The organism is Aurantiacibacter luteus, assembly GCF_001010945.1.
GTDB lineage: Bacteria > Pseudomonadota > Alphaproteobacteria > Sphingomonadales > Sphingomonadaceae > Alteraurantiacibacter > Alteraurantiacibacter luteus.
The window spans coordinates 918,573-944,563 of the sequence record NZ_LBHB01000001.1 but is presented as its reverse complement, the minus strand read 5'-3'; the positions used below and the strand labels follow the sequence as shown (position 1 = coordinate 944,563).

The 25,991-nt window shown below is 67.0% G+C and carries 29 protein-coding genes, 3 tRNA genes and 1 other RNA gene; 22 read left to right on the top strand and 11 right to left on the bottom strand.

The genetic code is table 11. The annotated features are described in order from the left end of the window. Positions 1–110: 110 nt before the first annotated feature. On the top strand, positions 111–950 hold the full coding sequence (locus AAW00_RS04595; protein WP_047003087.1) for a glycosyltransferase family 2 protein: 840 nt from the start codon (positions 111–113) through the stop codon (positions 948–950). A gap of 23 nt (positions 951–973) precedes the next feature. Continuing rightward, entirely contained in the window at positions 974–1,945 is a 972-nt protein-coding gene (locus AAW00_RS04590) for a UDP-glucuronic acid decarboxylase family protein (RefSeq protein WP_047003086.1), read from the top strand. 34 nt (positions 1,946–1,979) lie between these two features. Here AAW00_RS04590 and AAW00_RS04585 read toward each other — a convergent pair whose 3' ends face one another. Continuing rightward, positions 1,980–2,405, bottom strand: a complete 426-nt coding sequence (locus AAW00_RS04585; protein WP_047003085.1) for a hypothetical protein — start codon at positions 2,403–2,405, stop codon at positions 1,980–1,982. 65 nt (positions 2,406–2,470) lie between these two features. Further along, positions 2,471–2,547 (bottom strand) — tRNA-Pro (locus tag AAW00_RS04580). A gap of 167 nt (positions 2,548–2,714) precedes the next feature. Here AAW00_RS04580 and AAW00_RS04575 point away from each other — a divergent pair. The 6 genes from AAW00_RS04575 (at position 2,715) to AAW00_RS04550 (ending at position 8,555) form a co-directional block, all read left to right on the top strand. Next, positions 2,715–3,713 (top strand): NAD-dependent epimerase/dehydratase family protein, encoded by a 999-nt coding sequence (locus tag AAW00_RS04575; protein WP_047003084.1) that lies wholly within the window; start codon positions 2,715–2,717, stop codon positions 3,711–3,713. 1 nt (position 3,714) lies between these two features. Further along, positions 3,715–4,644, top strand: coding sequence for a thymidylate synthase (gene thyA, locus AAW00_RS04570; RefSeq protein ID WP_047003083.1), 930 nt, complete (start codon positions 3,715–3,717; stop codon positions 4,642–4,644). A 70-nt stretch (positions 4,645–4,714) separates the two neighbouring features. Next, positions 4,715–6,007 (top strand): 3-methyl-2-oxobutanoate dehydrogenase (2-methylpropanoyl-transferring) subunit alpha, encoded by a 1,293-nt coding sequence (locus AAW00_RS04565; protein ID WP_047003082.1) that lies wholly within the window; start codon positions 4,715–4,717, stop codon positions 6,005–6,007. Beyond that, entirely contained in the window at positions 6,004–7,044 is a 1,041-nt protein-coding gene (locus AAW00_RS04560) for an alpha-ketoacid dehydrogenase subunit beta (RefSeq protein WP_047003081.1), read from the top strand. Before AAW00_RS04565 ends, AAW00_RS04560 begins: the two co-directional genes overlap by 4 nt. Before the next feature lie 5 nt (positions 7,045–7,049). After that, on the top strand, positions 7,050–8,381 hold the full coding sequence (locus tag AAW00_RS04555) for a dihydrolipoamide acetyltransferase family protein (protein ID WP_047003080.1): 1,332 nt from the start codon (positions 7,050–7,052) through the stop codon (positions 8,379–8,381). 97 nt (positions 8,382–8,478) lie between these two features. Further along, positions 8,479–8,555: transfer RNA gene (locus AAW00_RS04550), tRNA-Asp, on the top strand. Between the two features lie 15 nt (positions 8,556–8,570). On the opposite strand, the gene AAW00_RS04545 is transcribed toward AAW00_RS04550, so the two are convergent. Next, complete coding sequence (locus AAW00_RS04545) at positions 8,571–9,359, bottom strand: Fpg/Nei family DNA glycosylase (protein WP_047003079.1); 789 nt, start codon at positions 9,357–9,359, stop codon at positions 8,571–8,573. A 74-nt stretch (positions 9,360–9,433) separates the two neighbouring features. Here AAW00_RS04545 and AAW00_RS04540 point away from each other — a divergent pair, with 74 nt between their 5' ends. Together AAW00_RS04540 and AAW00_RS04535 are read left to right on the top strand one after the other, a co-directional pair. Next, positions 9,434–10,573 carry an iron-containing alcohol dehydrogenase gene (locus AAW00_RS04540; RefSeq protein ID WP_052761757.1) on the top strand — a complete coding sequence of 380 codons (1,140 nt, stop codon included), beginning with the start codon at positions 9,434–9,436 and terminating at the stop codon, positions 10,571–10,573. Next, a complete protein-coding gene (locus tag AAW00_RS04535; RefSeq protein ID WP_047003078.1) occupies positions 10,570–11,001 on the top strand; it encodes an acyl-CoA thioesterase in 432 nt (143 codons plus the stop codon). Before AAW00_RS04540 ends, AAW00_RS04535 begins: the two co-directional genes overlap by 4 nt. Here the strand turns inward: AAW00_RS04535 and AAW00_RS04530 are convergent. The 5 genes from AAW00_RS04530 to AAW00_RS04515 all read right to left on the bottom strand — a co-directional run bounded on the left by AAW00_RS04530 (position 10,998) and on the right by AAW00_RS04515 (position 12,524). Next, entirely contained in the window at positions 10,998–11,213 is a 216-nt protein-coding gene (locus tag AAW00_RS04530) for a DUF2842 domain-containing protein (RefSeq protein ID WP_047003077.1), read from the bottom strand. The genes AAW00_RS04535 and AAW00_RS04530 overlap by 4 nt on opposite strands. Continuing rightward, positions 11,210–11,797 (bottom strand): 5-formyltetrahydrofolate cyclo-ligase, encoded by a 588-nt coding sequence (locus AAW00_RS04525; protein ID WP_047003076.1) that lies wholly within the window; start codon positions 11,795–11,797, stop codon positions 11,210–11,212. The genes AAW00_RS04530 and AAW00_RS04525 overlap by 4 nt, the downstream gene beginning before the upstream one ends. Positions 11,798–11,826: 29 nt before the next feature. Then, a non-coding RNA gene (gene ssrS / locus AAW00_RS15530) (6S RNA) lies at positions 11,827–11,996 on the bottom strand. Positions 11,997–12,006: 10 nt separating this feature from the next. After that, on the bottom strand, positions 12,007–12,321 hold the full coding sequence (locus tag AAW00_RS04520; RefSeq protein WP_047003075.1) for a cell division protein ZapA: 315 nt from the start codon (positions 12,319–12,321) through the stop codon (positions 12,007–12,009). Beyond that, positions 12,318–12,524 carry a hypothetical protein gene (locus AAW00_RS04515; RefSeq protein ID WP_047003074.1) on the bottom strand — a complete coding sequence of 69 codons (207 nt, stop codon included), beginning with the start codon at positions 12,522–12,524 and terminating at the stop codon, positions 12,318–12,320. Before AAW00_RS04515 ends, AAW00_RS04520 begins: the two co-directional genes overlap by 4 nt. A gap of 208 nt (positions 12,525–12,732) precedes the next feature. Here AAW00_RS04515 and tkt point away from each other — a divergent pair, with 208 nt between their 5' ends. From tkt to AAW00_RS04500, 3 genes are read left to right on the top strand one after another with little or no spacing between them, the layout of a single operon-like run. Continuing rightward, positions 12,733–14,727 (top strand): transketolase, encoded by a 1,995-nt coding sequence (gene tkt / locus AAW00_RS04510; protein ID WP_047003073.1) that lies wholly within the window; start codon positions 12,733–12,735, stop codon positions 14,725–14,727. A gap of 15 nt (positions 14,728–14,742) precedes the next feature. Further along, positions 14,743–15,750: a type I glyceraldehyde-3-phosphate dehydrogenase gene (gene gap, locus AAW00_RS04505; RefSeq protein ID WP_047003072.1), complete on the top strand. Its 1,008-nt coding sequence runs from the start codon at positions 14,743–14,745 to the stop codon at positions 15,748–15,750. Between the two features lie 2 nt (positions 15,751–15,752). Then, positions 15,753–16,955 (top strand): phosphoglycerate kinase, encoded by a 1,203-nt coding sequence (locus AAW00_RS04500; protein ID WP_047003071.1) that lies wholly within the window; start codon positions 15,753–15,755, stop codon positions 16,953–16,955. Positions 16,956–16,974: 19 nt separating this feature from the next. Here the strand turns inward: AAW00_RS04500 and AAW00_RS04495 are convergent, their stop codons facing one another. Beyond that, positions 16,975–17,361 carry a hypothetical protein gene (locus tag AAW00_RS04495; RefSeq protein WP_047003070.1) on the bottom strand — a complete coding sequence of 129 codons (387 nt, stop codon included), beginning with the start codon at positions 17,359–17,361 and terminating at the stop codon, positions 16,975–16,977. A 197-nt stretch (positions 17,362–17,558) separates the two neighbouring features. Between AAW00_RS04495 and AAW00_RS04490 the strand changes: the two genes are divergently transcribed. The 4 genes from AAW00_RS04490 to AAW00_RS04475 all read left to right on the top strand — a co-directional run bounded on the left by AAW00_RS04490 (position 17,559) and on the right by AAW00_RS04475 (position 21,123). Continuing rightward, on the top strand, positions 17,559–18,446 hold the full coding sequence (locus AAW00_RS04490; protein WP_047003069.1) for a fructose bisphosphate aldolase: 888 nt from the start codon (positions 17,559–17,561) through the stop codon (positions 18,444–18,446). A 1-nt stretch (position 18,447) separates the two neighbouring features. Next, entirely contained in the window at positions 18,448–19,074 is a 627-nt protein-coding gene (gene thiE, locus AAW00_RS04485) for a thiamine phosphate synthase (protein WP_047003068.1), read from the top strand. 64 nt (positions 19,075–19,138) lie between these two features. Continuing rightward, on the top strand, positions 19,139–20,443 hold the full coding sequence (locus AAW00_RS04480) for a L,D-transpeptidase family protein (RefSeq protein WP_047003067.1): 1,305 nt from the start codon (positions 19,139–19,141) through the stop codon (positions 20,441–20,443). Then, positions 20,443–21,123 carry a M23 family metallopeptidase gene (locus tag AAW00_RS04475; RefSeq protein WP_047003066.1) on the top strand — a complete coding sequence of 227 codons (681 nt, stop codon included), beginning with the start codon at positions 20,443–20,445 and terminating at the stop codon, positions 21,121–21,123. Before AAW00_RS04480 ends, AAW00_RS04475 begins: the two co-directional genes overlap by 1 nt. Before the next feature lie 15 nt (positions 21,124–21,138). On the opposite strand, the gene AAW00_RS04470 is transcribed toward AAW00_RS04475, so the two are convergent. Continuing rightward, positions 21,139–21,492 (bottom strand): hypothetical protein, encoded by a 354-nt coding sequence (locus tag AAW00_RS04470; protein ID WP_047003532.1) that lies wholly within the window; start codon positions 21,490–21,492, stop codon positions 21,139–21,141. Positions 21,493–21,609: 117 nt separating this feature from the next. On the opposite strand from AAW00_RS04470, the gene efp reads away from it, so the two are divergent. From efp to AAW00_RS04450, 4 genes are all read left to right on the top strand, one after another. Then, positions 21,610–22,173 (top strand): elongation factor P, encoded by a 564-nt coding sequence (gene efp, locus AAW00_RS04465; RefSeq protein ID WP_047003065.1) that lies wholly within the window; start codon positions 21,610–21,612, stop codon positions 22,171–22,173. Positions 22,174–22,179: 6 nt separating this feature from the next. Then, on the top strand, positions 22,180–22,998 hold the full coding sequence (locus AAW00_RS04460) for an inositol monophosphatase family protein (protein ID WP_047003064.1): 819 nt from the start codon (positions 22,180–22,182) through the stop codon (positions 22,996–22,998). Between the two features lie 19 nt (positions 22,999–23,017). Next, a tRNA-Leu gene (locus tag AAW00_RS04455) sits at positions 23,018–23,102 on the top strand. A gap of 58 nt (positions 23,103–23,160) precedes the next feature. Then, complete coding sequence (locus tag AAW00_RS04450) at positions 23,161–24,996, top strand: SLC13 family permease (protein WP_187331007.1); 1,836 nt, start codon at positions 23,161–23,163, stop codon at positions 24,994–24,996. A gap of 12 nt (positions 24,997–25,008) precedes the next feature. Here AAW00_RS04450 and AAW00_RS04445 read toward each other — a convergent pair whose 3' ends face one another. Then, positions 25,009–25,533, bottom strand: coding sequence for a hypothetical protein (locus AAW00_RS04445; RefSeq protein ID WP_047003063.1), 525 nt, complete (start codon positions 25,531–25,533; stop codon positions 25,009–25,011). Positions 25,534–25,669: 136 nt separating this feature from the next. On the opposite strand from AAW00_RS04445, the gene AAW00_RS04440 reads away from it, so the two are divergent. Next, on the top strand, positions 25,670–25,954 hold the full coding sequence (locus AAW00_RS04440; RefSeq protein ID WP_047003062.1) for a hypothetical protein: 285 nt from the start codon (positions 25,670–25,672) through the stop codon (positions 25,952–25,954). Positions 25,955–25,991 lie beyond the last annotated feature (37 nt).

Below are 25,991 nucleotides of genomic sequence, written 5' to 3'. Positions count from 1 at the left end.
GCGTTATCGGTTCGCCCCTTGCAGTTGGCAGCAAATGTGCGCAAAGGCGCAGCCGCATCAGATCGGCTGCATTGCCGCAGTCCCGCAGTCCGAGTGTCCTTCGCGCCCCAATGTCGAGCACCGTCCTTCCTGTCACCGTCGCCGTTCCGGCCAAGAACGAGGAGGCGAATCTCGCCCGCTGTCTCGAACGACTGGGCCGTTTCGCAGAGGTGGTGGTGATCGACAGCGCCTCCACGGACCGCACGCCGCAGATCGCGCAGGAGCACGGAGCGCGCGTTGTCGATTTCACGTGGGACGGGAAGTATCCAAAAAAGCGCAACTGGTTCCTGCTGAACGAGCCGCTGACAACTCCCTTCGTTCTGTTTCTGGATGCCGACGAATTCGTCGATGATGTTTTCTGCGACGCGCTCGAGGCCGAATTGGCAAGCGGCGGACTCGATGGGTACTGGCTTAATTACACCAACTATTTTCTCGGCAAGCCTATGCGGCACGGACTGGCGCAGCGCAAGCTGGCGCTGTTTCGCGTCGGTTCCGCTTTATATGAGCGAATTGCAGAGGACGGGTGGAGCCAGCTTGACATGGAAATTCACGAGCACCCTATCGTCAAGGGCAAGGTAGGCGAGATCGCCGCGCCGATAGACCACCGCGATTACAAGGGCCTCGCCAAGTTCATCGAGCGTCACAAGGATTACGCCCTGTGGGAAGCGCGGCGTTACGCGGATATCGCCAGCGATCCGGCGCGCTGGCAGCATTTCACTCCGCGCCAGCGCTTCAAGTACCGCCATCTCGCCCAGTGGTGGTATCCTTGGTTCTATTTCGTGATGGCCTACGTGGGTAAGCGCGGCTTTCTCGACGGCGGCGTGGGCTTCCACTACGCCTCTTACAAGACGTGGTATTTCCAGACCATTCGTCTGCTCATTCGCGAATTTCAGCAGCAGGGGCGGGGCTGAACCGTCCATCGAAGGAGGCATTCTTGCCGAGACTTTACGAAAGCCGGAAGCGCATCCTGGTGACCGGCGGTGCCGGGTTCATCGGCTCGCACCTGATCGACCGCCTGCTCGGCCAAGGGCACGAGGTCTTGTGCGTGGACAACCTGTTCACCGGTACCAAGCGCAACCTCGACCACCTGCACGACAACCCGCGCTTCGAGTTCATGCGCCACGATGTCACCTTCCCGCTCTACGTCGAGGTGGACGAGATCTACAACCTCGCCTGCCCGGCGAGCCCGGTGCATTACCAGCACGATCCGGTCGCCACGACCAAGACGTCGGTGCACGGCGCGATCAACATGCTGGGCCTCGCCAAGCGGCTGGGGGCGAAGATCTTCCAGGCCAGCACCAGCGAGGTCTACGGCGACCCTCACGTCCATCCGCAGCCGGAGGAATACTGGGGCAACGTCAATCCCATCGGCCCGCGCTCGTGCTACGACGAGGGCAAGCGGTGCGCGGAGACGCTGTTCTTCGACTATCACCGCCAGCACGGGGTGGAGATCAAGGTCGCGCGCATCTTCAACACCTACGGGCCCAGGATGCATCATGCGGACGGGCGCGTGGTCTCGAACTTCATCGTGCAGGCTTTGCAGGGCGAGCCCATCACCATCTACGGCGACGGCTCGCAGACGCGCAGCTTCTGCTACGTCGACGACCTCGTCGAGGGTTTCATCCGCCTGATGGAGAGTGAAAGCGACGTGACGGGGCCGATCAACCTCGGCAATCCGGGCGAGTTCACCATGGTCGAGCTGGCCGAAAAGGTGATCGCGAAGACCGGGGCAAGGTCGGAACTGGTGTTCCACGACCTGCCCGCAGACGATCCCAAACAGCGCAAGCCGGACATCTCCAAGGCACAGGAAAAGCTCGACTGGGAACCGAAAGTGGCGCTCGACGCGGGGCTGGAAAAGACCATCGCCTATTTCGACAACCGGCTGAAGGAACTGGCGGCAGGCTGACTGGTGCCGACCTGAAACAAAGCTGCGTGTCGGCTCAGTCGTAGATCGCGCCGACGACGTAGCACCACGGTGCGTCGCAGTCTTCGGGATAGTACTGTATGCGGTACGCTTGTCCCGCGGCGAGATAGGCGTAAGTGGTTGTCGAACCGCTATATCCGATCTGCCGTGCCACGTCGGTTCCCCGGAAGTCGAGCACTGTCACGCGAAAAGTGGAACAATCGCTGTCGCACGCGCCGACAAAGCGGAAGCGCCCGCTCTGCTGCGGTGTGAAATTGACTATCCAGGCATTCCCCTGATTGACGCGACCCGCGAACCAATCGTTCGCGCTTTCGTTCGAATAGCCCGCCTCTGCGTTGAACCGGTCGTAGGCCTGCTCTATCCACTCTAGTGCGCCCGCCTGGCTCGCAACCGGAGCAGCCAGAAGTCCAATGCACAGAACGGCGCCAAGATATTCCCGCATGATGATAATCCCCCTCGATTACGAAGGTGGATCTATCATCGCTGGAGGATGTTGAAAGGGCAAATTGGTCGGGGAGAGAGGATTCGAACCTCCGGCCCCTGCCTCCCGAAGACAGTGCTCTACCAGGCTGAGCTACTCCCCGACCGGTGCGTTGCAGGGGCGGACCCCTGCGAGGCAGAGGCGGCCCTATAGGCAGCGCTCGCGCGGCTGGCAACCGCTCTTTTCACGCCATCATAACCCTCCCGTGCCATTGCGCCGCGCTCGTCGCTTTGCCATCAGGAGCGGCACGACACGAAAGGCAGGCGGGCAGTGACACGGGTGCTGGTAACAGGCGCGGCAGGCTTCATCGGCGCGGCCGTGTCCGAGGCGCTGCTGGCGCGCGGCGACGGCGTGGTCGGCATCGACGCGATGAACGACTATTACGATCCCGCGCTCAAGCAGGACCGGGTGGAGCGGGTGCGCGCGAAGGGCGGCGACTTCGCTTTCCGCCGCCTCGATTTCGCCGACATGGATGCACTCGAAACCGCGCTCGCGGGCGAGGCGTTCGACGCCATCGTCCACCTCGGCGCGCAGGCGGGCGTGCGCCATTCCATCGACAATCCGGCCAGCTACGTGCAGTCCAACCTCGTCGGCCATGCCAACGTGCTCGAACTGGCGCGGCGGCGGCAGGTGGCGCACCTGGTCTATGCCAGCTCAAGCTCGGTCTATGGCGGCAATGAGAAGATGCCGTTCTCGGTGACCGACCGGGCCGACCACCCCGTCAGCCTCTACGCCGCCACCAAGCGCGCGGACGAGATGATGAGCGAGGCCTACGCCCACCTCTACCGCCTGCCGCAGACGGGCCTCAGGTTCTTCACCGTCTACGGCCCGTGGGGCAGGCCCGACATGGCCTATTGGAAGTTCACCCAGAAGATCCTTGCGGGCGAGCCGATCCAGGTGTTCAACCAAGGCGAGATGTGGCGCGACTTTACCTACATCGACGATATCGTCGCCGGCGTGGTGGCCGCGCTCGATAGTCCGCCGGCGGACGACGGCGCTGTCAAGGCGGGCGGATCGGTCAAGCCGCACGCGCTCTACAACATCGGCAACAACCGCTCGGAAAAGCTGACGGATTTCATCGCCGTGCTGGAACAGGCCTGCGGCACGCGGGCGCAGATCGACTGGCAGCCGATGCAGATGGGCGACGTCACCCGCACCTTTGCCGATATCGACGCGATCGCCAACGACCTCGGCTATGCGCCGACCATCACCATTGCCGAGGGCGTGCCGCGCTTCGTCGAATGGTATCGCGGCTATCACGAGGTCTGACATGGGCGAGCCGCGCCATCCCGAATGGCAGTATCTCGACCTGATGCGTCACATCTGGGAGCACGGGGACGAGCGGGTGGACCGCACGGGCGTGGGCACGCGCTCGGTCTTCGGCACCATGCTGCGCTTCGACCTCGGCGGAAACCGCGTGCCGCTGCTCACCACCAAGCGGGTGTTCTGGAAGGCCGCGGCCAAGGAGATGCTGTGGTTCCTGACCGGCAGCACCAGCATCCGCCCGTTGCTGCAGCAGGGCGTGACGATCTGGAGCGACTGGCCGCTCAAGAAATACCGCGAGGCGAGCGGCGAAGCGATCGGCCAGGAGGAATTCGAGCGCCGCGTCGTGGAGGACGAGGCCTTTGCCGCGCGCTGGGGCGATCTCGGCCCGGTCTACGGCAAGCAATGGGTCGACTGGCCGACCTACCGCTACGGCCCGGACGGCAAGTACGAGAAGGGCCCCGGCATCAACCAGGTGGCCGAGGTCGTGGAAAGCCTGAAGACCAATCCCGGCAGCCGCCGCCACATCATCGAGGGCTGGAACGTCGCCGAGCTCGATCGCATGGCCCTGCCGCCGTGCCACAAGACCTACCAGTTCCACGTCGCGGGCGACCGATTGAACTGCCTGCTCTACCAGCGCAGCTGCGACGTGGCGCTGGGGCTGCCGTTCAACCTGTTCGGCGCCGCGTTGCTGATGCGCTTGATGGCGGCGCAGACGGGGCTTGAGCCGGGCGAACTGGTGTGGAGTGGCGGCGACACGCACCTCTATCTCAACCACGGCGAGCTGGTGAAGGCGCAGCTGGCGCGGGAACCCGCGGGAGAGCCACGGCTTCTCATCCACAGGGTGCCCGATACGATTTTCGACTACCGTTTCGAGGATTTCGAGGTCGTCGATTACCAGCCCCAAGGCGTGCTGCGCGCCCCCGTGGCGGTCTAGGCGGATTGACCGTTACAGCTGAAACTAATATCGGGTCGCGCGAGAGAAATTTTCTTACCGGGAGCAGGCGATGACGGCGGACAGGCAGGACGAGGGCAGCAACCGCCCGAAACTCTCTCTGCACGTTCCCGAACCGCGTTATCGCCCGGGCGACGCCGTCGACTTCGGCCACCTTAACATCCCGCCCGCAGGCGCGCAGGCGCGCCCCGACGAGGTGTGCGAAGCGCGCGAGACCCACGCGCTCGCCGACGACTTGATCCGCGTGCTGGGGGACGACGACAGGGCTCACGGTCCCTGGGACCCGCGCCTGTCGCCGGATACCCTGCGCCGGATGCTGCGCGAGATGGCCTTGGTGCGCGCCTTCGACGGGCGGATGTACCGCGCCCAGCGACAGGGCAAGACAAGCTTCTACATGAAGTGCACGGGCGAAGAGGCGACCAGCGTCGCCGCCACCCACGCGCTGGCGGCGGACGACATGATCTTCCCCAGCTATCGCCAGCAGGGCTGCCTAATCGCGCGCGGCTATGCGCTGACCGAGATGATCAACCAGATCTACTCGAACAAGGGCGACAAGCTGAAGGGTCGCCAGCTGCCGATCATGTACTGCTCGAAGCGGCTCAGCTTCTTCACCATCAGCGGCAACCTCGCCACGCAGTTGCCTCAGGCGGTGGGCTTCGCCATGGCGAGCGCGAGCAAGGGCGACAGCCGTATCGCCGCGACCTGGGTGGGCGAGGGCAGCACGGCCGAGGGCGACTTCCACTCCGCCATGACCTTTGCCACCGTCTACAACGCGCCGGTCATCTTCAACGTCGTCAACAACCAGTGGGCGATCTCCAGCTTCTCGGGGTTCGCGGGGGCCGAGCGGGCGACCTTCGCCGCACGCGCCGTTGGCTACGGCATCGCCAGCCTGCGGGTGGACGGCAACGATCCGCTCGCCGTCTATGCCGCCGAGCGCTGGGCCGCCGACCGCGCCCGCGCCAACGGCGGGCCGACGCTGATCGAGCACTTCACCTACCGCGCCGAGGGGCACTCCACCTCCGACGATCCCAGTGCCTACCGCAGCGCCGAGGAGAGCACCGGCTGGCCGCTCGGCGACCCCGTCACCCGCCTGCGCGACCACCTTATCGCGCTCGGCGAATGGTCGATCGAGCAGCACGAGGCGCAGGACGCCGAGCTCGACCAGATGGTGAAGGACGCGCAGAAGGAAGGCGAGAAGAACGGCATTCTCGGCCACGGCCTGCACCACCCGTTCCACACCATGTTCGAGGACGTCTACGAGGAACTGCCCTGGCACCTCGAGGAACAGGCCGCGCAGGCCATCCGCGAAAGGCAGATCAAATGGCCGGAGGAGCCGGCGCAATGAGCGAGGTCGAAACCCTGTCCGACACTCGGCAAATGAACATGATCGAGGCGATCAATTCCGCGCTCGACGTCATGCTGGACCGCGATCCCGATGTCATCCTGCTGGGCGAGGACATCGGCTATTTCGGCGGCGTCTTCCGCGCGACGGCGGGCCTGCAGGAGAAGTTCGGCAAGCACCGGGTGTTCGATACGCCGATCTCCGAATGCGGCATCATCGGCGCGGCGGTAGGAATGGGAGCATACGGCCTCAGGCCCGTGCCGGAAATCCAGTTCGCCGATTACATCTATCCCGGCCTCGACCAGCTCATCAGCGAAGCGGCGCGGCTGCGCTATCGCTCGGCAGGCGAGTTCGTCGCGCCGATGACCGTGCGCTCGCCCTTCGGCGGCGGCATCTTCGGCGGGCAGACCCACAGCCAGAGCCCGGAGGCGCTGTTCACCCACGTCGCCGGTCTCAAGACCGTGATCCCGGCCACGCCCTATGACGCCAAGGGCTTGCTCATCAGTTGCATCGAGGACAACGACCCCGTCATCTTCTTCGAGCCCAAGCGCATCTACAACGGCCCTTTCGACGGCTATTACGACAAGCCCGCCAAGAGCTGGAAGGGCCACGCCGACGCGCAGGTGCCCGAGGGCTACTACAAGGTGCCCCTCGGCAAGGCCCGTCTGGCGCGCGAGGGCGAGGCGCTGACGGTGCTCGCCTACGGCACCATGGTCCACGTCGCGCAGGCGGTGTGCGAGGCGAAGGGCGTCGATGCCGAGATCCTCGACCTGCGCACGCTCGTCCCGCTGGACATCGAGGCGATCGAGGCGAGCGTGGAGAAAACCGGCCGCTGCCTGATCGTCCACGAGGCCACGCGCACCAGCGGCTTCGGCGCGGAGCTGAGCGCGCTGGTGACCGAGCGCTGTTTCTACCACCTCGAGGCGCCGGTAGAGCGCGTGACCGGCTTCGACACGCCGTACCCCCACAGCCTCGAGTGGGCCTATTTTCCCGGCCCCGTCCGCATCGGCGAGGCCATCGACAAGATCATGCAGGACTGACCCCGATGGCGAAATTCACCTTTCCCATGCCCGATATCGGCGAAGGCATCACCGAGGCCGAAATCGTCGCCTGGCACAAGCAGGTCGGCGACCGGGTCGAGGAAGACGAGGAATTCGTCGACATGATGACCGACAAGGCGACCGTCCCGCTGGAAAGCCCGGTCACCGGCACGATCGTCCAGATCGCGGGCGAGGTGGGCGACATGGTGGCCATCGGCAGCCCGCTGATCGTGGTCGAGGTGGAGGGCGAGGGCTCGGACGAGGGGGAGGCGGAGGCCGAAGCGGAAGTGCCGTCGCCCAAGGCCGAGATCGTCGAGGAGCGCATCGAGGTCGAAAACCCCGATGCCAGTGATGCAGACCGCGCCATTGCAGCGGCTCCCACTCCCCCCGCTCAGGCTGAGCCTGTCGAAGCCCCGCAACCCAGCGCCAAGGCCGGTGCTTCGACAAGCTCAGCACGAGCGGGTCATGGAGATGCGGCGAAAGTGCTCGCCAGCCCGGCGGTGCGCGCCCGCGCGAAGGACCTCGGCGTCGACCTCGCGCAGGTCCGCGCCGACGGCCGCGTGCGCCACGCCGATCTCGACAGCTTCATCGCCTATTCGGGTGGCTATTCCGGGGCCGGCAAGGCGCGCGCGGACGAAGAGATTCGCGTCATCGGCCTGCGCAAGCGCATCGCCGAGAACATGGCCGCCGCCAAGCGCCACATCCCGCACTTCACCTACGTCGAGGAATGCGATGTCACTGCGCTGGAAGAAACCCGGGCGCAGCTGAATTCCGACCGCGGTAACCGTCCCAAGCTGACCATGCTGCCCCTGCTCATCACCGCGATCTGCAAGGCGCTGCCCGATTTCCCCATGATCAACGCCCGCTACGACGACGAGGCGAAGGTCGTCACCCGCCACGGCGCGGTACACCTGGGCATGGCGACCATGACCGACAATGGCCTGATGGTCCCCGTCATCCGCGACGCGCAGGCGAAGAACCTGTGGCAGCTCGCCACCGAGATCGGCCGCCTGGCCGAAGCGGCCCGCAGCGGCAGCGCGAAGTCCGAGGAGCTGAGCGGCTCGACGCTGACGGTGACCTCGCTCGGCCCGCTGGGCGGGGTCGCCACCACGCCCGTCATCAACCGCCCCGAGGTCGCCATCATCGGCCCCAACCGAATCGTCGAGCGGCCCATGTTCGTGAAGGGTGCGGACGGCATCGAGCGGGTGGAGAAGCGCAAGCTGATGAACATCTCCATCTCCTGCGATCACCGTGTCGTCGACGGCTACGATGCCGCCGCTTTCGTGCAGGAAGTGAAGAAGCTGATCGAGGCCCCGGCGCGCATTCTGGCGGGCTGAGAAAAGGACTGCAAAAACCCGCGCGATGCGTGTTGACACCCTCCCGGTGCTAAACTAGACGCGCGGCTCCCAAGAGGCGCTAGAGCCGCTTAAATGCGCGGGTGTAGCTCAGTTGGTTAGAGTATCGGCCTGTCACGCCGAGGGTCGCGGGTTCGAGTCCCGTCACTCGCGCCACTTGGGACCTTTTCCTTATTTTGCCGCCTGGTGCGTGTCGCAGTAATAGGCGCTGCGCCCGCCGACCTTCACCTTGGCGATGGTGCCGTCGCAGCGCGGGCAGGGCTTTCCGGCCTTGCGGTCGCCGATCAGCCAGTCCTTTGGCAGCTTCTTGTACTGCGCGCCGGTCTTGCAGACGGCGACCAGCACCTCGCGCATGCAATCGAACATCGTGCCTAGCGCGTCATCATCGATGGTCTTCGCCACGGTCTCCGGATGCCAGCCGGTCTGGAACAGGATTTCGTCCGACCACAGGTTGCCGATCCCCGCCAGCTTGCGCTGCGCCATCAGCGCGCCCTTGATGGTGCCGCTCGTCTTGCCCATCAGCGCCACGAAGTCATCGCGCGAAATCGTAAGCGCATCCGGCCCGAAGCCGATGCGCGCGATCTCCGCTTCGGGCGAATCGACCACGCGCACCCAGCCAAGCTTGCGCGGGCAGCGAAAGGCGAGTCGGCGGTCGCCCTCGAAAACGATCAGTAGCTTCGTGTAATCGGGCGCTTCGTCCGGCGCGTCGAAGGGCAGCAGCTTGCCCGTCATGCCCAGGTGCACGCAGATCCACGGGCCGGTCTTGCTGCCCGCGAAGATCAGCTTGCCGTGACGGCGTGTTTGCGTGAATTGGTGCCCGACGAGGCGCCTTCGCTCGTTGTCGCCGGGAAGCTCGATGTAGGTGACATCGTCGCCAAGTTCGACGGCCTCGATCGTGCGGTTGAGGCACCGGTCCTCGATCCGCTGGCGATTGGTCTGGGCTTCGGGAAGCTCGGGCATGACATGGCAATCCGCCGGGCTGCGCCGCGGTTCCGCTCTTGCCAGCGGCGGCGCGGCGGGCGACGGTGGCGGGCATGAGCTTCACTTTCGAATTCGGCCCGGCGGTCACCCTGCGAAACGGCGTTGCCGAGGACATCGGCGCCTTCCTGCCCGACGGCCCGGTGCTGTTCGTGACCGACGCGAACCTGCGCGCCATCGGCCTGACCGAACCTGCGCTCACGGAATTGCGCGAATGGCACGACGTCGCGGTCTTCGACGCGGTCGAGGAAGACCCGAGCGAGGCGAGCGTACTTGCGGCTGTGGCGCTGGGGCGCGAGGCGGGCGCGGTCTCGGTCGTCGGCTTCGGGGGCGGAAGCCCGATGGATGTCGCCAAGGCGGCGGCCTACCTGCTCGGCAGCGGCGACGAGATCGCCGGCATCTACGGCGTCGGCCGGGCGAGGGGTGAGGGATTGCCGCTGGTGCTCGTGCCGACCACGGCGGGCACCGGCAGCGAGGCGACGTCGATCAGCATACTGACCGTGGGCGGGACGGAGAAGAAAGGCATCGTCGCCCCCGCGCTCTACGCCGATCACGCCCTGCTCGACCCCCTGCTGACGACGGGCCTGCCGCGCCACATCATCGCCGCGACGGGTGTCGACGCGATGGTCCACGCCATCGAGGCTTTTACCAGCCGCGACCTCAAGAACCCGCTGTCCGACCTGCTGGCGAAAGAAGCACTGGGCCTCCTCGCCGCCAACATCCGCACCGCCTGCGACGCGCCGGGCGATCTCGCGGCGCGGGAGGCGATGCTGCGCGGGGCCTTCCTCGCGGGCGTCGCCTTTGCCAATGCCCCGGTGGCGGGCGTGCACGCGCTGGCCTATCCGCTGGGCGGACATTTCCACGTGCCGCACGGTCTCGCCAACACCCTGATGCTGCCGCACGTGCTGGCGCACAACATGGAAGCCGCTGGGCCAATGTATGCAGAACTCGCGCCGCTGGTCGATCCTGCGCTGGCGCCGCTCGGCATCGAGGGGCGGGCGCAGGGTTTCGTGGAGGCGCTGGTCGCCATCGCTGCCGACATCGGCCTCAGCCCGCGGCTGGCGGATGTCGGAGTGGGCGCGGCCGATTGCGCGATGCTGGCGGACGAAGCGATGAAGCAGCAGCGCCTGCTGGTGAACAACCCGGTCGCCATCACCCGCGAGGATGCGCGGCGGATTTACGAGGCGGCCCTGTGACCCGCGAGCCGCCTCGGGCCCGCGCGCATTACCGCGCCTGGCGCACGATCCCCACGCGCTGGGCCGACAACGATGTCTACGGCCACGTCAACAACGTCGTCTATTACGGCTGGTTCGACACCGCGGTGAATGCCGAGCTGGTGGCGCGCGGCGTGCTCGACATCGCCGGCGGGCGGACCATCGGCCTGGTCGTGGAAACGGGCTGTCGCTACTTCGCTCCGCTCGCCTTTCCGCAGGTGGTCGAGGCGGGTGTGCGGGTGGCGCACATCGGCACTTCGAGCGTGCGCTACGAGGTCGGCATCTTTGCCGAGGGAAGCGACGCGGCTGCCGCAGAGGGCCACTTCGTCCACGTCTACGTCGACCGCGAGACGCGTCGCCCCGTGCCGTTACCCCTGGACTGGCGCGAGGCGCTGGGCGCGCTGGCCTAGCCCCAGCGGCCGGTTTCCATCCAGATCAGGAAGCGGCGCAGCGGCAGCAGCCATACCAGCCCCAGCGCGAGGTAGACCACGCCCTGCAACAGCGAAGGCCAGCCGCCGATCAGCGGCGGCAGGAAAACGGCGACCAGCACGGCGTAGACCAGCAATGCGGCGAGCAGGCCGAGAATGCCGACAGGGATGCGCCAGGTGGGCTCGGTCCTCATGCGAAAGGTCCGTAGATGCGCGTCGGGGTGACGATGGCGGTGAGCGGCATATCGTGATCCTCCACGGGCAGCTCGTCCACGCGCTGCACGTCCCAGCCCATGCCGATGGCCACGGTTTCGGGATGATCGGCCAGCCAGCGATCGTAGAACCCGCCGCCCTGTCCGATCCGCTCGCCGCGCTCGGTGAAGCCGACCAGCGGCATGAACAGCACGTCCGGCACGACGAGGGGCGCGGAGAGGCGCGGCTGGCGCAGGTTCATCGGTCCGGGCTCGAGATCGCTCTCGTCCCAAGGGTCGGTGTGCACGTGGAAATGCATGGGCTCGGCCCGCTTGACCACACGGGGCAGCGCGACGGTGTGCCCGCGCTCGTGGAAGAAGCGGGTGTAGGCAGCGGCTGGGGCTTCGCCTTCCCCGGCGCGGTAGAGGCCGATGACGGCGCCTTCCGGCACCAGCGCCAGCACGGGGGCGGGCGGCTGGCGGAAGACCAGCGCGGATACCTCGGGCGGCAGCGCGCGGGCATGGTCGAGCCGCGCCTTGCGCAGCGCCTCGCGCAGCTGCGCCTTGTGCTGGGAAATGTCGGTCACGAGAGGGGCCCTAGCGCCGGATGGTGAGTGGCGGAACCACCATGGGTCGTTTTCCGGGAAATCCTCTGACGCCTAACGTCAGGTGGGCGCCGTATATCCGAAACCCCAGGACGAACCCAGCAGCCTCGGTAGGGACAGCTCCCATGGATTGCTTATAGCCTCAGGGATATTCGAAACGGCTCGTGCCGGGCAGTCCCGCCAAGGCCTATCTAGGATGCCGACGGGCCGGTCTCAAGCTGCATTGCGAGGCTTTCGAGCCGGTCCGCCATGCTTTCGAGCCGGATCGCGGTGGCCTCGTCCGGCTCAGCCGTGGCGGGCGCGTTGCTGGTGGCCTCGTAGAGCTCGTCCGCCAGCAGCAGCGAGGCGTAGAGCAGCACGCGTTCGGGCGACTGGCCGTTCAGGCCGTCGAGCTGCGCGAGCTTGGCGGAAATCGAGCGGCCGAGCTCCTCGATGTGCTGCTCTTCGCCCGGGGCGCAGGCGATGGTGTACTTGCGCCCGGCGATCTCGAGCGTGACGTTGCTCATGCCTCGATCTCCGCGATCATGGCGTCGAGTTCGCGCAGGGCCGCCCCCGCTTCGCGTCGCAGGGCGTCGTAGCGCTGTTGCAGGCCGTCGTCCGTTGCCACGGCGGGGGAGGACGCGGTGGCGACCGCCTCGATCCGCGCAGCGGCGGCATCGATGCGGCTCATGGCGTCGGCAATCCGCCCGGCAATGTCTCCCGCGTTCATGGCGGCGCAAATTAGGGCGGAGTGGCGTGTCGGCAAGCACTTGCCGGCGAAAGTTGTGAATAATCCTCGCAAGCCTCGGGCCTCCCGTCGGATTTCGTGCGCGCGGGGCGGGGCGACCTGCTTGACCTCGCCGCCCCTCGCCACCACACACCCCTGCATCCGAATCGGCCCGCTTACGGGCAACCCTGCCGCGCATCCGGAGCCTTGCATGAGCGACGAGACCATCCGTTTCACCAACATGGCCAACGCCATCCGTGCCCTGTCGATGGACGGCGTGCAGGCGGCGAATTCCGGCCATCCCGGCATGCCGATGGGCATGGCCGACGTGGCGACGGTGCTATGGCAGGACTATCTGAAGTTCGACCCCAAGGCGCCCGACTGGGCCGACCGCGACCGCTTCGTGCTGAGCGCGGGGCACGGCTCGATGTTGATCTACTCGCTTCTCTACCTCTCGGGCTACGAGGCGCCGACGCTGGAGGACCTGAAGAACTTCCGCCAGTTGAACAGCCCCTGTGCAGGGCATCCGGAGAACTTCCTGCTCGACGGCGTGGAGGCGACCACCGGCCCGCTCGGGCAGGGGCTGGCGATGGCGGTCGGCATGGCCATGGCCGAGCGGCATCTCAACGCCGAGTTCGGCGACGATCTGGTCGACCACCGCACCTGGACAATCGCCGGGGACGGCTGCCTGATGGAAGGCATCAACCACGAGGCGATCGGCCTTGCCGGGCACCTCAAGCTCGGCCGCCTGATCGTGCTGTGGGACGACAACGACATCACCATCGATGGCAAGGTGTCGCTGTCGTCGTCCGAGGACATTCCGGCGCGCTATCGGGCAACCGGCTGGCACGTGGCGGAGTGCGACGGGCATGACCCGGCCGACATCCGCCGCGCCATCGACGAGGCGCTGGCCGAGACCGGCAAGCCCTCGCTGGTGCGTTGCACCACCGTCATCGGCAAGGGCGCGCCGACCAAGCAGGGCACCAGCGCCACCCACGGCAGCCCGCTGGGCGAGGCCGAGATCGAGGGCGCGCGCAAGGAACTGGGCTGGAGCCACGGGCCCTTCGTGGTGCCGGACGATGTGCTCGCCGACTGGCGCGCCACCGGCGAGCGGGGCGGCGCGGCGCACGGCGAATGGCGCGACCGGCTCGGCGCTTCGGCCAAGAAGGCCGAGTTCGAGCGTCGCATGGCAGGCGACCTGCCCAAGCTCGACCAGGCGACAAAGGCGTTTCGCAAGTGGCTGGAAAGTCCGGAAAAGGTCGCCACGCGCAAGGCCAGCGAAAATGCCCTCGACGTGCTCAATCCGCTGGTGCCCGAACTGGTCGGCGGCAGCGCGGACCTGACCGGATCGAACAACACCAAGGCCGGCGGCATCACCGCCTTCACCGCAGACGATTACGCCGGGCGCTACATGTATTACGGCATCCGCGAATTCGGCATGGCCGCGGCGATGAACGGCATGGCGCTGCACGGCGGGATCATCCCCTATGGCGGCACCTTCCTGATCTTCACTGACTACTGCCGCGGTGCCATCCGCCTGTCCGCGCTTCAGCAGGTGCGCGTGATCTACGTGATGACGCACGACAGCATCGGGTTGGGGGAGGACGGCCCGACGCATCAGCCGATCGAGCACCTGCAGTCCCTGCGCGCCATGCCCAACCTTCTCGTCATGCGCCCGGCGGACCGGGTGGAGACGGCGGAGTGCTGGGAGATCGCGCTGAAGCAGAAGGACCGTCCTTCGGTCATCGCGCTCAGCCGGCAGAACTTGCCGCAGGTCCGCAACGCGCCGGACGAGGTCGATATGAGCGCGAAGGGCGCCTATCGCCTGAAGAAGGCCGGGAACAAGCGCCGCGTCATCCTGATCGCCACCGGCAGCGAGGTGCACCTGGCGCTCGAATGCGCCGAAGCGCTGGAGAAGCAGGGCGTGGGCGCGGACGTTGTTTCCATGGTCTGCACCGAACTGTTCGACGAGCAGGACGCCGCCTACCGCGCCGAAATCCTGCCCGATGTCGACCCATCGGAAATCCTCCGCGTCAGCATCGAGGCGGGCACGACTTTCGGCTGGGAGCGCTATACCATGGCGAACGGCCTGCGCTTCGGCATCGACCGCTTCGGCGCCTCTGCCCCGGCGGAGCAATTGTACGAGAAATTCGGTCTGACTGCGGAGGCCATCGTCCCGCAGATCGTCAACGCAATCAAGAACTAAGCAGGAGCACCTCACATGGCGACCAAGGTAGCAATCAACGGTTTCGGGCGCATCGGCCGGCTCGTGGCGCGGGCCATGCTGGAGCGTGACGACCACGATCTGGAACTCGTGGCGATCAACGATCTCGCCGATACCGACGCCAACGCCCTGCTGTTCGGGTTCGACTCCACCCACGGCCGCTTCCCCGGCACGGTGGAGGTCGACGGCACCAATCTGGTCGTCAACGGCAAGCGCATCGCCGTGACCTCGGAACGCAACCCCGGCAATTTGCCGCACAAGGACATGGGCGTCGACATGGTGTTCGAATGCACCGGCTTCTTCCAGAGCGACGAGCAGTGCCGCCCGCACCTCGACGCCGGTGCCAAGCGCGTGCTGATCTCGGCGCCTGCCAAGGGCGTGTCCGCCACCGTGGTCTACGGCGTGAACCACGACGTGCTGACCGCCGACGACGTGATCGTCTCCAACGCCAGCTGCACCACCAACTGCCTCAGCCCCGTGGCCAAGGTGCTGCACGAGACCGTGGGTATCGAGCGCGGCTTCATGACAACGATCCACAGCTACACCAACGACCAGCGAATGCTCGACCAGATGCATTCCGACATGCGCCGGGCGCGCGGCGGGGCGCAGAACATGATCCCGACCACCACCGGCGCGGCGCGCGCGGTGGGCCTCGTGCTGCCGGAACTGGCGGGCAAGCTCGATGGCTCGTCGGTCCGCGTGCCGACGCCCAACGTCAGCCTGATCGACCTCGTCTTCACGCCGGGCCGCGATTGCACGGCGGAGGAACTGAACGCCGCGCTCAAGACCGCAAGCGAGGGCGCGATGAAGGGCGTTCTCGACTACACTGACAAGCCGCTGGTCAGCAGCGACTTCAACCACCACCCGGCCAGCTCCACCGTGGACAGCCTGGAAACCGCCGTCCTTGAGGGCAAGCTGGCCCGCGTGGTAAGCTGGTACGACAACGAGTGGGGCTTCTCCAACCGCATGATCGACACCGGCGGCGTGATGGCCTCGTTCCTCTGAGCATGGCCGCCTTCAAGACCCTCGACGACCTGCCCCGGGACCTGACCGGCCAGCGCGCGCTGGTGCGCGTCGACCTCAACCTGCCGATGGCGGAAGGGCGGGCGACCGACCTGACGCGGGCCGAGGCGGTGGCACCCACGATCCGCGAACTTAGCGAGCGCGGGGCCAAGGTGCTGCTGCTGGCGCACTACGGCAGGCCCAAGGGCGAGCGCCACTCGACCATGAGCATGAGCGAAATCGTCGGCGCGCTGGAGAGCGTGATCGACGTGGAGGTCATGTTCGTGCCCGAGGTCGCCGGTCCGGTGGTCGAGCAGTCGGTCGGCATCCTCGCGCCGGGCGACGTTGCCCTGCTGGAGAACACCCGATTCTGGCCGGGCGAGGAGGCGAACGACGCCGACTTCGCCCGCGCCATCGCGGCCAACGGCGACTTCTACGTCAACGACGCCTTTTCCGCCTCGCATCGCGCCCACGCGACGACCGAGGGGCTGGCGCACCTGCTGCCCGCCTATGCCGGGCGGGCCATGGAAAAGGAGCTGAAGGCGCTCGACACCGCGCTCGGCAATCCGCAGCCGCCGGTCGCCGCCGTGGTCGGCGGGGCCAAGGTCAGCACCAAGCTCGCAGTGCTCGAACACCTCGTCGAAAAGGTCCAGCACCTCATCATCGGCGGGGGCATGGCCAACACCTTCCTCGCCGCGAACGGGGTCGATGTCGGCAAGAGCCTGTGCGAGCACGACCTCGTCGACACGGTCAATCGCATCGTCGAGGCCGCCGACGCCGCGGGTTGCACGGTGCACCTGCCTTACGACGTCGTCGTGGCCAAGGAATTCGCCTCCAATCCGCCCAGCTTGCGCACCTGCAACGTCCATGAGGTTGCCGCCGACGAGATGATCCTCGACGTTGGCCCGCAGGCGGTCGAAGCGCTTGGCGACGTGCTCAAGACTTGCGCCACGCTCGTCTGGAACGGGCCGCTGGGTGCCTTCGAGACGCCGCCCTTCGACGAGGCGACCGTGGCGCTGGCGCGCACCGCCGCCGCGCTGACGCAATCGGGCGCGCTCGTTTCCGTGGCGGGCGGGGGCGATACCGTCGCCGCGCTGGCACACGCGGGCGTGGCCGACCAGGTCACCTACGTATCGACCGCGGGCGGGGCTTTCCTCGAATGGATGGAGGGCAAGGAATTGCCCGGAGTGGCTGCGCTCTCCGCCTGATGCGGGCCTTGCCCAGCCATCAGTCCGGCCCGCGCCCCTCGTAGACGAAGCGGTAATCTTCGGACCGGGTTTGGGTACCGGCAACCTTGCCCGGCTCCGCGCTGACCAGAACGACGATCCGGCCATGCACCTGCGCCGGTTCGCCCAGCGTCAGCGGCGCGCTTTCCTGCCAACCCCGGCCCGCCACGCGGGTCTGGACGACGATCCGGCCCGCCCACACGCAGCGCGCGTTGATCGGGCAGCGCGAATCCTCGACCACCGCCAGCGGGGTCAGCGCCATGTCGTCCAAGGCAACCGCCTGACCCAGCGGCACCGGTGTGCCCTCGGCGGACGGCACGGTGGCGGCAGTGGTGGCGCAGGCGGACAGCGCGAGCGCGGCGAACAGGGGGAGGGGCAGGTATCGCATCCCCCGCTCATCACGCCCCGCGCGCTGTCGGGAGGTTGAACGCCGGACGCCAGATTTCGCTTTCCTACAGGCCGCGATCCGTGCTGGCGGCGCGGCAATCACCATCTGCCCGGACGGATGTATCTCGCCAACTTGCGCTCCCGCCCCCGCCGCAATAGAGCCCGCTTCATCTTCACAAGTTCGACTGGGAGCATCGAATGAACACCGCCGAAATGACCGACCGCATCGCCAACGGACAAGGCTTCATCGCCGCGCTCGACCAGTCGGGCGGATCCACCCCCAAGGCCCTGCGCGGTTACGGCGTGGAGGACGATGCGTGGAGCGGCGAGGACGAGATGTATGCCGAGATCCACAAGATGCGCAGCCGCGTGATCACCGCGCCCAGCTTTTCCAATGGCAAGGTGATCGGCGCGATCCTGTTCGAGAAGACGATGGACGGCATGGTCGACGGAAAGACCACCGCCGAGGCGCTCAAGGACCGCGGCGTGGTGCCCTTCATCAAGGTCGATCAGGGCCTGGAGGACGAGGAAAACGGCGTTCAGCTGATGAAGCCGCTCGACAAGCTCGACGCGCTGCTGGCGAAATCGGTGGCGGCGGGCATGTTCGGCACCAAGATGCGCTCGGTCATCAAGTCCGCCAACCCGAAGGGCATTGCCGACATCGTGGCGCAGCAGTTCGAGGTGGGGCGCACCATCCTCGCCGCCGGGCTGATGCCGATCCTCGAGCCGGAGTACGACATCACCGCCGCCGACCGGGCCGAGGGCGAAGAGATGCTCAAGAGCGAGATCCTGACCCGTCTCGACCGTCTGCCCGAAGGCGAGCAGGTCATGCTCAAACTGTCGATCCCGGTGAAGGACGATCTCTATCGCGAGCTGATCGACCACCCCAAGGTGCTGCGCGTGGTGGCCCTCTCGGGCGGTTATTCGACCGACGAGGCGTGCGAGAAGCTGGCGAAGAACCCCGGCATGATCGCCAGCTTCAGCCGCGGCCTGCTGCAGGACCTGCGTGCCGGCCAGTCGGACGAGGAGTTCGACCGTTCGCTGGGCGGCGCGATCGACCAGATCTGCGAGGCTTCCGTCGCCTGACATGAGCGCCTGCCAGCTCTACCTCATTTCCCCGCTCGAGACGGGCGGGGACTTTCCGGCCCGGCTCGAACGCGCGCTGGCGGCGGGGGCGGGGCTGGCGAGCGCGTTCCAGTTCCGCGTGAAGGGGCTGGACCAGCACGAGGCGGCGCGGCTCGCGGCACCTTTGCAGGAAATCTGCGCCTCGCGCGACGTCGCCTTCATCGTCAACGATGACGTGGCGCTGGCGCGCCGCCTGAAGGCCGACGGTGTGCACCTGGGGCAGGGCGACGGCGACCCGCGAGAAGCGCGTGAGGAACTGGGCCGCGAGGCGCAGATCGGCGTCACCTGTCACGCCAGCCGCCACCTGGCCATGGAAGCGGGGGATGCGGGTGCGGACTACGTCGCCTTCGGAGCCTTCTTTCCCAGCGAAACCAAGGCCAGCGAGCATCGCCCCGACATCGACCTCGTCGAATGGTGGAGCGGCCTGTTCGAGATACCCTGCGTCGCCATCGGCGGCATCACCCCTGCCAATTGCGGCCCGCTGGTGGCCGCGGGCGCGGATTTCCTCGCCGTGAGCCATGCCGTGTGGGGCGGGGACGAGGTTGCCGCCGTCCGCGCCTTCGCCAAGGCCATGCAGCCGGAAACCTGAAGCGCCGCGACACGTTGAGCCCTGCAAGCCGGCAGTTCCGCCCGGTCGTCACGAGGGTCTTTTCATGTCGCGCAAGTTCATCGCCATTATCGCCGCCATTCCGCTCACCGTCGCCATCGCCGCCTGCGATTTCCGCGGCACCGACACCGCCGACAGCGAAGCCGAGGTCGCGAACACCGATACCGGCGCGGACTACGGCTACGACACCTACGGCAACGATAACCTCGCCGATCCGATGGCCTCCAACGATGCTGAATTCATGGGCGACGGCGACATGGCGGGGGCAACCACGCCCGATGGCATCCCCGACAGCGAGGAGCGCCCGATCATGCAGGCGCAGGTCGTGCTCGATCGCGTCGGCTTCGGCCCGGGCGTCATCGACGGGCGCATGGGCATGTCGACCGAGAACGCACTGCGAGGTTTCCAAGAGGCCAACAGCCTCGAGGTTACCGGCGAACTCGACGATGCGACGAAGTCCGCGCTCGCTCGGTGGGAGCGTATTCCGGCGACGCGCGTGGTCACCATCCCGGCGAGCTGGGGGCAATTGACCTTCGACCAGATCCCGGACGAGACCGCCGACCAGGCCGAGATGGAGCGCATGGGCTACGAAAGCCTCGACGAGAAGCTGGCCGAGCGGTTCCACACGACGGTGGAGGTTCTGCGTCAGCTCAATCCGAACGGTCGCCCGGCGGGCATGACCGGCGGTGACCGCGCGATGCGCACCACGGGCGGCAACGCGACGCCGTCACCCACCGCCAGCGCCAGCAGGTCCGCAAGTCCCACGCCGACGCCCACGGCATCGGGCAGCGCGAATTCGCCCGCGACGCAGAGCTATTTCACCGCCGGACAGCAGATTCGCGTGCCCAACATCGGTGCCGACCGCATCGCGCCGGGCGCGGTCGAGGATCGCGGCTGGCAGCAGACGCTCGCCTCGCTCGGTGTCGGCACGGAGCAGCCCGAGGTGGACCGCATCGTCGTCAGCAAGGCGGGCAAGACGCTGAAGGCTTACCAAGGCGACAAGCTGGTCGCGCTGTTCACCGTCAGCAGCGGGTCGAGCGAGTTCCCGCTGCCGTTGGGCGAATGGGACATCGTGGGCGAGGCCTTCAATCCGCCGTTCAATTACAGCCCCGAGGTGCTCACCGGCGGCCGCGAGACGGGCGAGGAATATACCCTGCCGCCGGGACCGAACGGACCGGTCGGGGTGGTTTGGATCGACCTCAGCAAGGAGCACTACGGCATTCATGGTACGCCCGACCCCAGCACCATCGGCCGCGCCCAGAGCCACGGCTGCGTGCGCCTGACCAACTGGGATGCCGCGCGGCTGGCGCAGATGGTCTCCACCAGTACGCAAGTCATCTTCGAAGCCTGATGGCCAGCCCCTTCGTCGAAAAGGTTCAGGTCGCTCTCGTCACGGCCACGCTCGTCTCGGCGGGCTGGATCGTGGCGGGCGCCTTCCTGCTCGACCGCGACGAGACGGCGGCGATCCGCGAGGACATGGGCTATCAGAGCGAGGCGGACCCGGTCCCAGCGCAGGAGGAACAGCGCAGCCGGCAGGCCGAACGCGCGCCGGATACCACGCCGCGCGTGACCACGCAGCCCGCGAGTCAGTCGGCCCAGCTGATGATCCCCGTGCTCGGAAAGTCCGCCGCCGATCTGACCGATACCTTTACCGACGATCGCGGCGGCGGCACGCGGTTGCACGAGGCGATCGACATCATGGCCGAGGCGGGCACCTCGGTTGTCGCCGCGGCACCGGGCAAGCTGGAGCGGATCTTCCTGTCCGACGCAGGTGGCAACACGCTCTACATCCGTTCCGACGATGGGGAGACGATCTACTACTACGCGCACCTGCGCGACTATGCGCCGGGGCTGACCGAAGGCATGGCGATCCGGCGCGGCCAGCGACTGGGCACCGTCGGCTCCAGCGGCAACGCCGATCCAACCGCGCCGCACCTGCACTTCGCCATGATGCGCACCCTGCCGGAGGCGGACTGGTGGGAGCCGTCGACCGCGGTCAATCCGTTCCCGCTGCTGACCGGGCGGCAATAGGTCGGCGCGGATTGCCTAGCGAGAACGGCGAATACAGCGCAGGCGGGTCGTCTCGCCGCCGTGCAACTTGCGCAGCGAGCCCTCGTCGAGCACGCGGTAGGCATCGCCATTGCGCGGCCCACTCGTCATCTGCACCCGGTCGCCGCGGCGCAGGTAGGTCCCGTCGCCCTGCGGCGAGGTATAGCGCGAGGCGCTGAGGATGCGGAAACTCTGCTGCGGCAGCGCGATGCTTGCCTCGCCCGATGCGTCGCCCGGCAGTTCGCAGACGTAGAAGCCCCGGCGGATCGTGCCGATCTCGCCCTGCGCCAATACGGGCACTGCAACCGTCGCGGCAAGCGCGGCAGCGAGGAAGGCATGGCGGAACGTCATGCCGGGGCGCATAGCATGCCGGGCTGAGCGCGTCATGAACCAAGCCATGCTTGCCGCGCCGCCCGCCAGCGTCTAGGGCGCGGGCCAATCCCGATAATCCAGCGAAAGACGCGTGGCATGAAGATCTCCGGCGTGGACATCCGTCCCGGCAACATCCTCGAATACGAAGGCGGCATCTGGAAGGTCGCCAAGATCCAGCATACCCAGCCCGGCAAGGGCGGCGCCTACATGCAGGTCGAGATGAAGAACCTGATGGACGGCCGCAAGACCAACGTGCGTTTCCGCAGCGCCGACACGGTCGAAAAGGTGCGGCTGGACACCAAGGACTATCAGTTCCTCTACGAGGACGGCGACCAGCTCGTCTTCATGGATGCCGACACCTACGACCAGATCAACCTCGACAGCGACCTGCTGGGCGACGCGCGCCCGTTCCTGCAGGACGGGATGCAGGTCTCGCTCGAGCTGTGGGAGGAGCGCCCGATCAGCGTGCAGCTGCCCAACCAGGTGGAGGCCACCATCGTCGAGGCCGACGCCGTGGTGAAGGGCCAGACCGCCAGCTCCAGCTACAAGCCCGCCATCCTCGACAACGGCGTTCGCATCATGGTGCCCCCGCACATCGAGAGCGGCACGCGCATCGTGGTCGACGTGTACGAGCAGAGCTACGTCGGCAAGGCGGGCTGAATTTAGATGGCTGCGATTTCCGGTCTCATCCGCGTGATGGAAAAGGCTGCCCGCAAGGCGGGTGGCCGCCTGCGGCGCGATTTCGGCGAGGTCGAGGCGCTGCAGGTCAGCCGCAAGGGACCGGCGGACTTCGTCTCCAAGGCCGACATGCGCGCCGAGCGCACGCTGTGGGACGAGCTGAAGGTCGCGCGCCCCGGCTGGGGCTTCCTGCTCGAGGAATCGGGCGAGATCGAGGGCGACGAGGACGCGCCGCGCTTCATCATCGATCCGCTCGACGGCACCAGCAACTTCCTCCACGGCATCCCGCATTTTGCCATCAGCATCGCCGTGCAAGAGCGCAAGCTGGGCAGCAGCGAGTGGGGCGACGTGACCGCCGGGGTCATCTACCAGCCGGTCACCGACGAGACCTTCTGGGCGGAGAAATCGCGCGGCGCGTGGCTGCATGACGCGCGCCTGCGCGTTTCCAGCCGCCGCCAGCTGACCGAGGCGCTGTTCGCCACCGGCATGCCCTATGCCGCGCACGGCGACTTTGCCGAATGGACGCGCATCTACGGGGCCGTCGGATCCGAAGTCGCCGGTGTGCGCCGTTTCGGCAGCGCCGCGCTCGATCTCGCCTGGGTCGCCGCGGGCCGCTTCGACGGGTTCTGGGAAAGCGACCTTTCGCCGTGGGACACCGCGGCGGGCTGCCTGCTGGTGCGCGAGGCGGGCGGTTTCGTTTCCGACTATCGCGGCCGCTCGCAGCCGATTTGCGACAAGCAGGTCATCGCCGGCAACGATCAGCTGCACTCCCGCCTGCACAAGCTGATTGCCGGGGCGCTGAAGTAGGGCTAGGCGCGCCGGGAATGCCCCTGTGGCGGAATTGGTAGACGCGCTCGACTCAAAATCGAGTTTCTTACGAAGTGCCGGTTCGAGTCCGGCCAGGGGTACCAGCCACTTGACCTCCAGCCACCTTGCCAAGCGGGCGCGCAGGCCCGATGGTCGCGACCGGTGATCGAGCTTCCAACTCCCCACGCGCTGGCCGCCATGATCATGACGGTCGGCGTGTTCGTGGCCTTTGCCCGCGGGAAGCCGTCGATCGAGATCGTCTCGCTGTTCACCATCGCGCTGATCGGCGTCGGCCTGTATTTCTATCCGTTGCCGGACAGCCTGCCGACCGACGGGCTGGCGCTGGCCTTTGCCGGCTTCGGCCACCCGGCGCTCATCACCATCTGCGCGCTGATGATCATGGGCCGGGGCCTTGTCGTCACCGGCGCGCTTGAACCCGCCGCGCTGGTGCTGGAGCGCGTGTGGAAGCTGAACGTGCAGCTGGGGATGCTCGTCTCGCTGCTGCTGGCGCTCTTCCTCTCAATGATCGTCAACGATACGCCCGTGCTGGTGCTGCTGATGCCGATCTTTGTGGCGCTGGCCCAGCGCGGAGCCATGCCGGCATCGAAGACGCTGATACCGCTTAACGCCGCGGTGCTGATCGGCGGCATGGCGACGACCATCGGCACCTCGACGAACCTGCTGGTCGTCGGCATCGCCCAGGATCTGGGGATGCCGCAGATGTCGGTGTTCCACTACACCCCCATCGTGCTGATGGCCGCGGCGGTGGCGCTGCCCTACCTTTGGCTGGTGATGCCGCGGCTGCTGCCCGACAACACGCCGGAGCAGACGCAGGCGGTGCGGCGCTTCTTCAGCCACCTCCGGGTGACGCCGAGCAGCGAGCTGGCGGGACGGCATTTCGACGAGATCGTGGACCGTCTGCACGACGACTTCCGCTTCGAGGAACGACCCAAGGGCAAGTTCGAGCCGGGGCAGCGCTTTCTCATCTCCGGAACGCACGACGGGCTCGAGAGCGCCATCCGCGTGCTGCGCGGACAAGTCGCGCCTTCATGGGTGATCGACCAGATCGTCGAACAGTCGCAGCAGCGGCGCGAGGATATCCAGGTGGTCGAGATGGTCGTGACGGCCGACAGCCGACTCGTCGGCCGCACGCTGGCCTCCTCCGGCATCGCCGACCGCTACGGCGTGGCGGTGCTCGGCGTCCACAAGCCGCGGCGCGCGCTGCTGGGTGAGGAGGCCGCGCCGATCGGCCCGGACATCCGGCTCGAGGAAGGCGACGTGCTGCTCGTCATGGGCCTTGCCGACGGCATCGATCCCTTCCGCAGCACCGACAGCCTGTTGCAGCTGGAAGGCGTGCGCGAGGTGCCGCGCAGGTCCAAGGCCCTGCTGGCGGCGGCGATCATGTTCGGCGCGGTGGCGCTGGCATCGGTCGGGCTGCCGTGGATCGGCTCTGGCGGGCTCTACCTCGTCAAGGTGCCCATCGCCATCTCCGCGCTGGCGGGCGCCATCGTCATGTTCGTGACCGGCTGCGTCAAGTTCGACCGGGTGGGCAGGGCGCTTTCGGCCAAGGTGATCGTCCTCGTCGCGGCCAGCATCGCCATCGGCCGCATCGTGCTGGAAAGCGGCGCGGCGGGCTGGCTGGGCGAGACGCTGGCGCTGGGCCTGCAGTACTTGCCGCCCGCCGGCGTGCTGATGGCGATCATGCTGTTTGTGACGGTGCTCACCAACTTCGCCTCCAACGCCACGGCGGCGACGGTGGGCACACCCATCGCCTTTGCCATCGCGACCGAGCTCGGCCTGCCGACCGAACCGCTGGTGCTGGCCGTGCTGTTCGGCTGCAACCTGTGCTATGCGACACCCATCGCCTACCAGACGAACATGCTTATCATGGCCGAGGGCAACTACAGCTTCGCCGACTACGTTAAGACCGGCGTGCCCCTGGTGCTGATTATGGTCACGACGCTGAGTATCCTGCTGGTCACGACCTACGGGATGTAACCGGCGCGGCCGTCAGACCGGCGCATCTGCCCCGCCGCCGCCCGCGCCTGCGCGCCGGGCCGAGGCGCGGGAAATCGCGTCCATCTGCGCCGCCGTGGGGCCCGAAGACGCGGCGGCCTCGGCGCGCTGTTCGGGCGGCAGCGCGGCAACGAGGGACTGGTACTGCTCCTCGCTCATCGCCGCGACCTGCTCTGCGCTGTAGCCGGGAATGGCGACCCGCCGCGAAGCGGCGGCGCGCCGGCGGCTGCCGGTGCCGTTGACCTGCGCGGCGACATCGGGCGCTCCGTAGCCGTAGCCCTCGTCGCCGAACGTTCCACCGCCATCGAGGTCGCGGCGGATGAGTTCGCGCGTGCGGAAACGCTGGGCGCTGAACTCGCGCAGGTGCTGCTCGTCCCGATGTTCGTCGATCTGCTGGGCCATGGCTTCGCGATTGTCGGAGTCGGCGAACATGGCTATCCCCGCCGTCAGCGTCAGCGTGACGACGGCGAAGTGCTTGTACATCTTGAGCGGAATCGGGGGTTTCGACAGCTTCGCCATGCGCGCGTCCTAGCCCGGCGGGATTAAGGGAGCGCGCGGGAGCATGGTTAAATGCCGCTTACCATCATTCGCGCCGGCGATACGGAACCCGCGCATATCGCGTTAGTTTCACGAGGCAGTTTGGTGGAGAAAATTCATGACGGAAGAACGCATTACCGAAGTCGAAACCCCTTCGGGCAACACCCATACCCACACAACCGTCGTCACCGACGGCGAGCCGCGCCGTAGCGGCGGGGCGGGCTGGGGCCTGGTCATCGTGCTGCTGGTGCTGGGCGCAATCGCGGTCTTCGCCTTCATGCAGATGAGCGGGTCGGAAGCCGCCAAGGACAATGCCGTGGCCGATGCCGCGAACAGCGTGGGCGATGCGGCCGGACAGGTCGGTGACGCGGCGCAGGATGCGGCCGACAATCTGTCGAACTAGGTGCTTTTCTCCCGTTTTCATGACGGGGTGTAAAGTT

What these genes read in the sequence shown, in the direction of transcription:
- AAW00_RS04595 (WP_047003087.1), top strand. Translation starts at nt 111, where the DNA reads ATGTCGAGCACCGTCCTTCCTGTCACCGTCGCCGTTCCGGCCAAGAAC.
- AAW00_RS04585 (WP_047003085.1), bottom strand. Translation starts at nt 2,405, where the DNA reads ATGCGGGAATATCTTGGCGCCGTTCTGTGCATTGGACTTCTGGCTGCT.
- thyA (WP_047003083.1), top strand. Translation starts at nt 3,715, where the DNA reads ATGGGCGAGCCGCGCCATCCCGAATGGCAGTATCTCGACCTGATGCGT.
- AAW00_RS04565 (WP_047003082.1), top strand. Translation starts at nt 4,715, where the DNA reads ATGACGGCGGACAGGCAGGACGAGGGCAGCAACCGCCCGAAACTCTCT.
- AAW00_RS04560 (WP_047003081.1), top strand. Translation starts at nt 6,004, where the DNA reads ATGAGCGAGGTCGAAACCCTGTCCGACACTCGGCAAATGAACATGATC.
- AAW00_RS04555 (WP_047003080.1), top strand. Translation starts at nt 7,050, where the DNA reads ATGGCGAAATTCACCTTTCCCATGCCCGATATCGGCGAAGGCATCACC.
- AAW00_RS04545 (WP_047003079.1), bottom strand. Translation starts at nt 9,359, where the DNA reads ATGCCCGAGCTTCCCGAAGCCCAGACCAATCGCCAGCGGATCGAGGAC.
- AAW00_RS04540 (WP_052761757.1), top strand. Translation starts at nt 9,434, where the DNA reads ATGAGCTTCACTTTCGAATTCGGCCCGGCGGTCACCCTGCGAAACGGC.
- AAW00_RS04530 (WP_047003077.1), bottom strand. Translation starts at nt 11,213, where the DNA reads ATGAGGACCGAGCCCACCTGGCGCATCCCTGTCGGCATTCTCGGCCTG.
- AAW00_RS04520 (WP_047003075.1), bottom strand. Translation starts at nt 12,321, where the DNA reads ATGAGCAACGTCACGCTCGAGATCGCCGGGCGCAAGTACACCATCGCC.
- AAW00_RS04515 (WP_047003074.1), bottom strand. Translation starts at nt 12,524, where the DNA reads ATGAACGCGGGAGACATTGCCGGGCGGATTGCCGACGCCATGAGCCGC.
- tkt (WP_047003073.1), top strand. Translation starts at nt 12,733, where the DNA reads ATGAGCGACGAGACCATCCGTTTCACCAACATGGCCAACGCCATCCGT.
- gap (WP_047003072.1), top strand. Translation starts at nt 14,743, where the DNA reads ATGGCGACCAAGGTAGCAATCAACGGTTTCGGGCGCATCGGCCGGCTC.
- AAW00_RS04500 (WP_047003071.1), top strand. Translation starts at nt 15,753, where the DNA reads ATGGCCGCCTTCAAGACCCTCGACGACCTGCCCCGGGACCTGACCGGC.
- AAW00_RS04495 (WP_047003070.1), bottom strand. Translation starts at nt 17,361, where the DNA reads ATGCGATACCTGCCCCTCCCCCTGTTCGCCGCGCTCGCGCTGTCCGCC.
- AAW00_RS04490 (WP_047003069.1), top strand. Translation starts at nt 17,559, where the DNA reads ATGAACACCGCCGAAATGACCGACCGCATCGCCAACGGACAAGGCTTC.
- thiE (WP_047003068.1), top strand. Translation starts at nt 18,448, where the DNA reads ATGAGCGCCTGCCAGCTCTACCTCATTTCCCCGCTCGAGACGGGCGGG.
- AAW00_RS04480 (WP_047003067.1), top strand. Translation starts at nt 19,139, where the DNA reads ATGTCGCGCAAGTTCATCGCCATTATCGCCGCCATTCCGCTCACCGTC.
- AAW00_RS04475 (WP_047003066.1), top strand. Translation starts at nt 20,443, where the DNA reads ATGGCCAGCCCCTTCGTCGAAAAGGTTCAGGTCGCTCTCGTCACGGCC.
- AAW00_RS04470 (WP_047003532.1), bottom strand. Translation starts at nt 21,492, where the DNA reads ATGACGTTCCGCCATGCCTTCCTCGCTGCCGCGCTTGCCGCGACGGTT.
- efp (WP_047003065.1), top strand. Translation starts at nt 21,610, where the DNA reads ATGAAGATCTCCGGCGTGGACATCCGTCCCGGCAACATCCTCGAATAC.
- AAW00_RS04460 (WP_047003064.1), top strand. Translation starts at nt 22,180, where the DNA reads ATGGCTGCGATTTCCGGTCTCATCCGCGTGATGGAAAAGGCTGCCCGC.
- AAW00_RS04445 (WP_047003063.1), bottom strand. Translation starts at nt 25,533, where the DNA reads ATGGCGAAGCTGTCGAAACCCCCGATTCCGCTCAAGATGTACAAGCAC.
- AAW00_RS04440 (WP_047003062.1), top strand. Translation starts at nt 25,670, where the DNA reads ATGACGGAAGAACGCATTACCGAAGTCGAAACCCCTTCGGGCAACACC.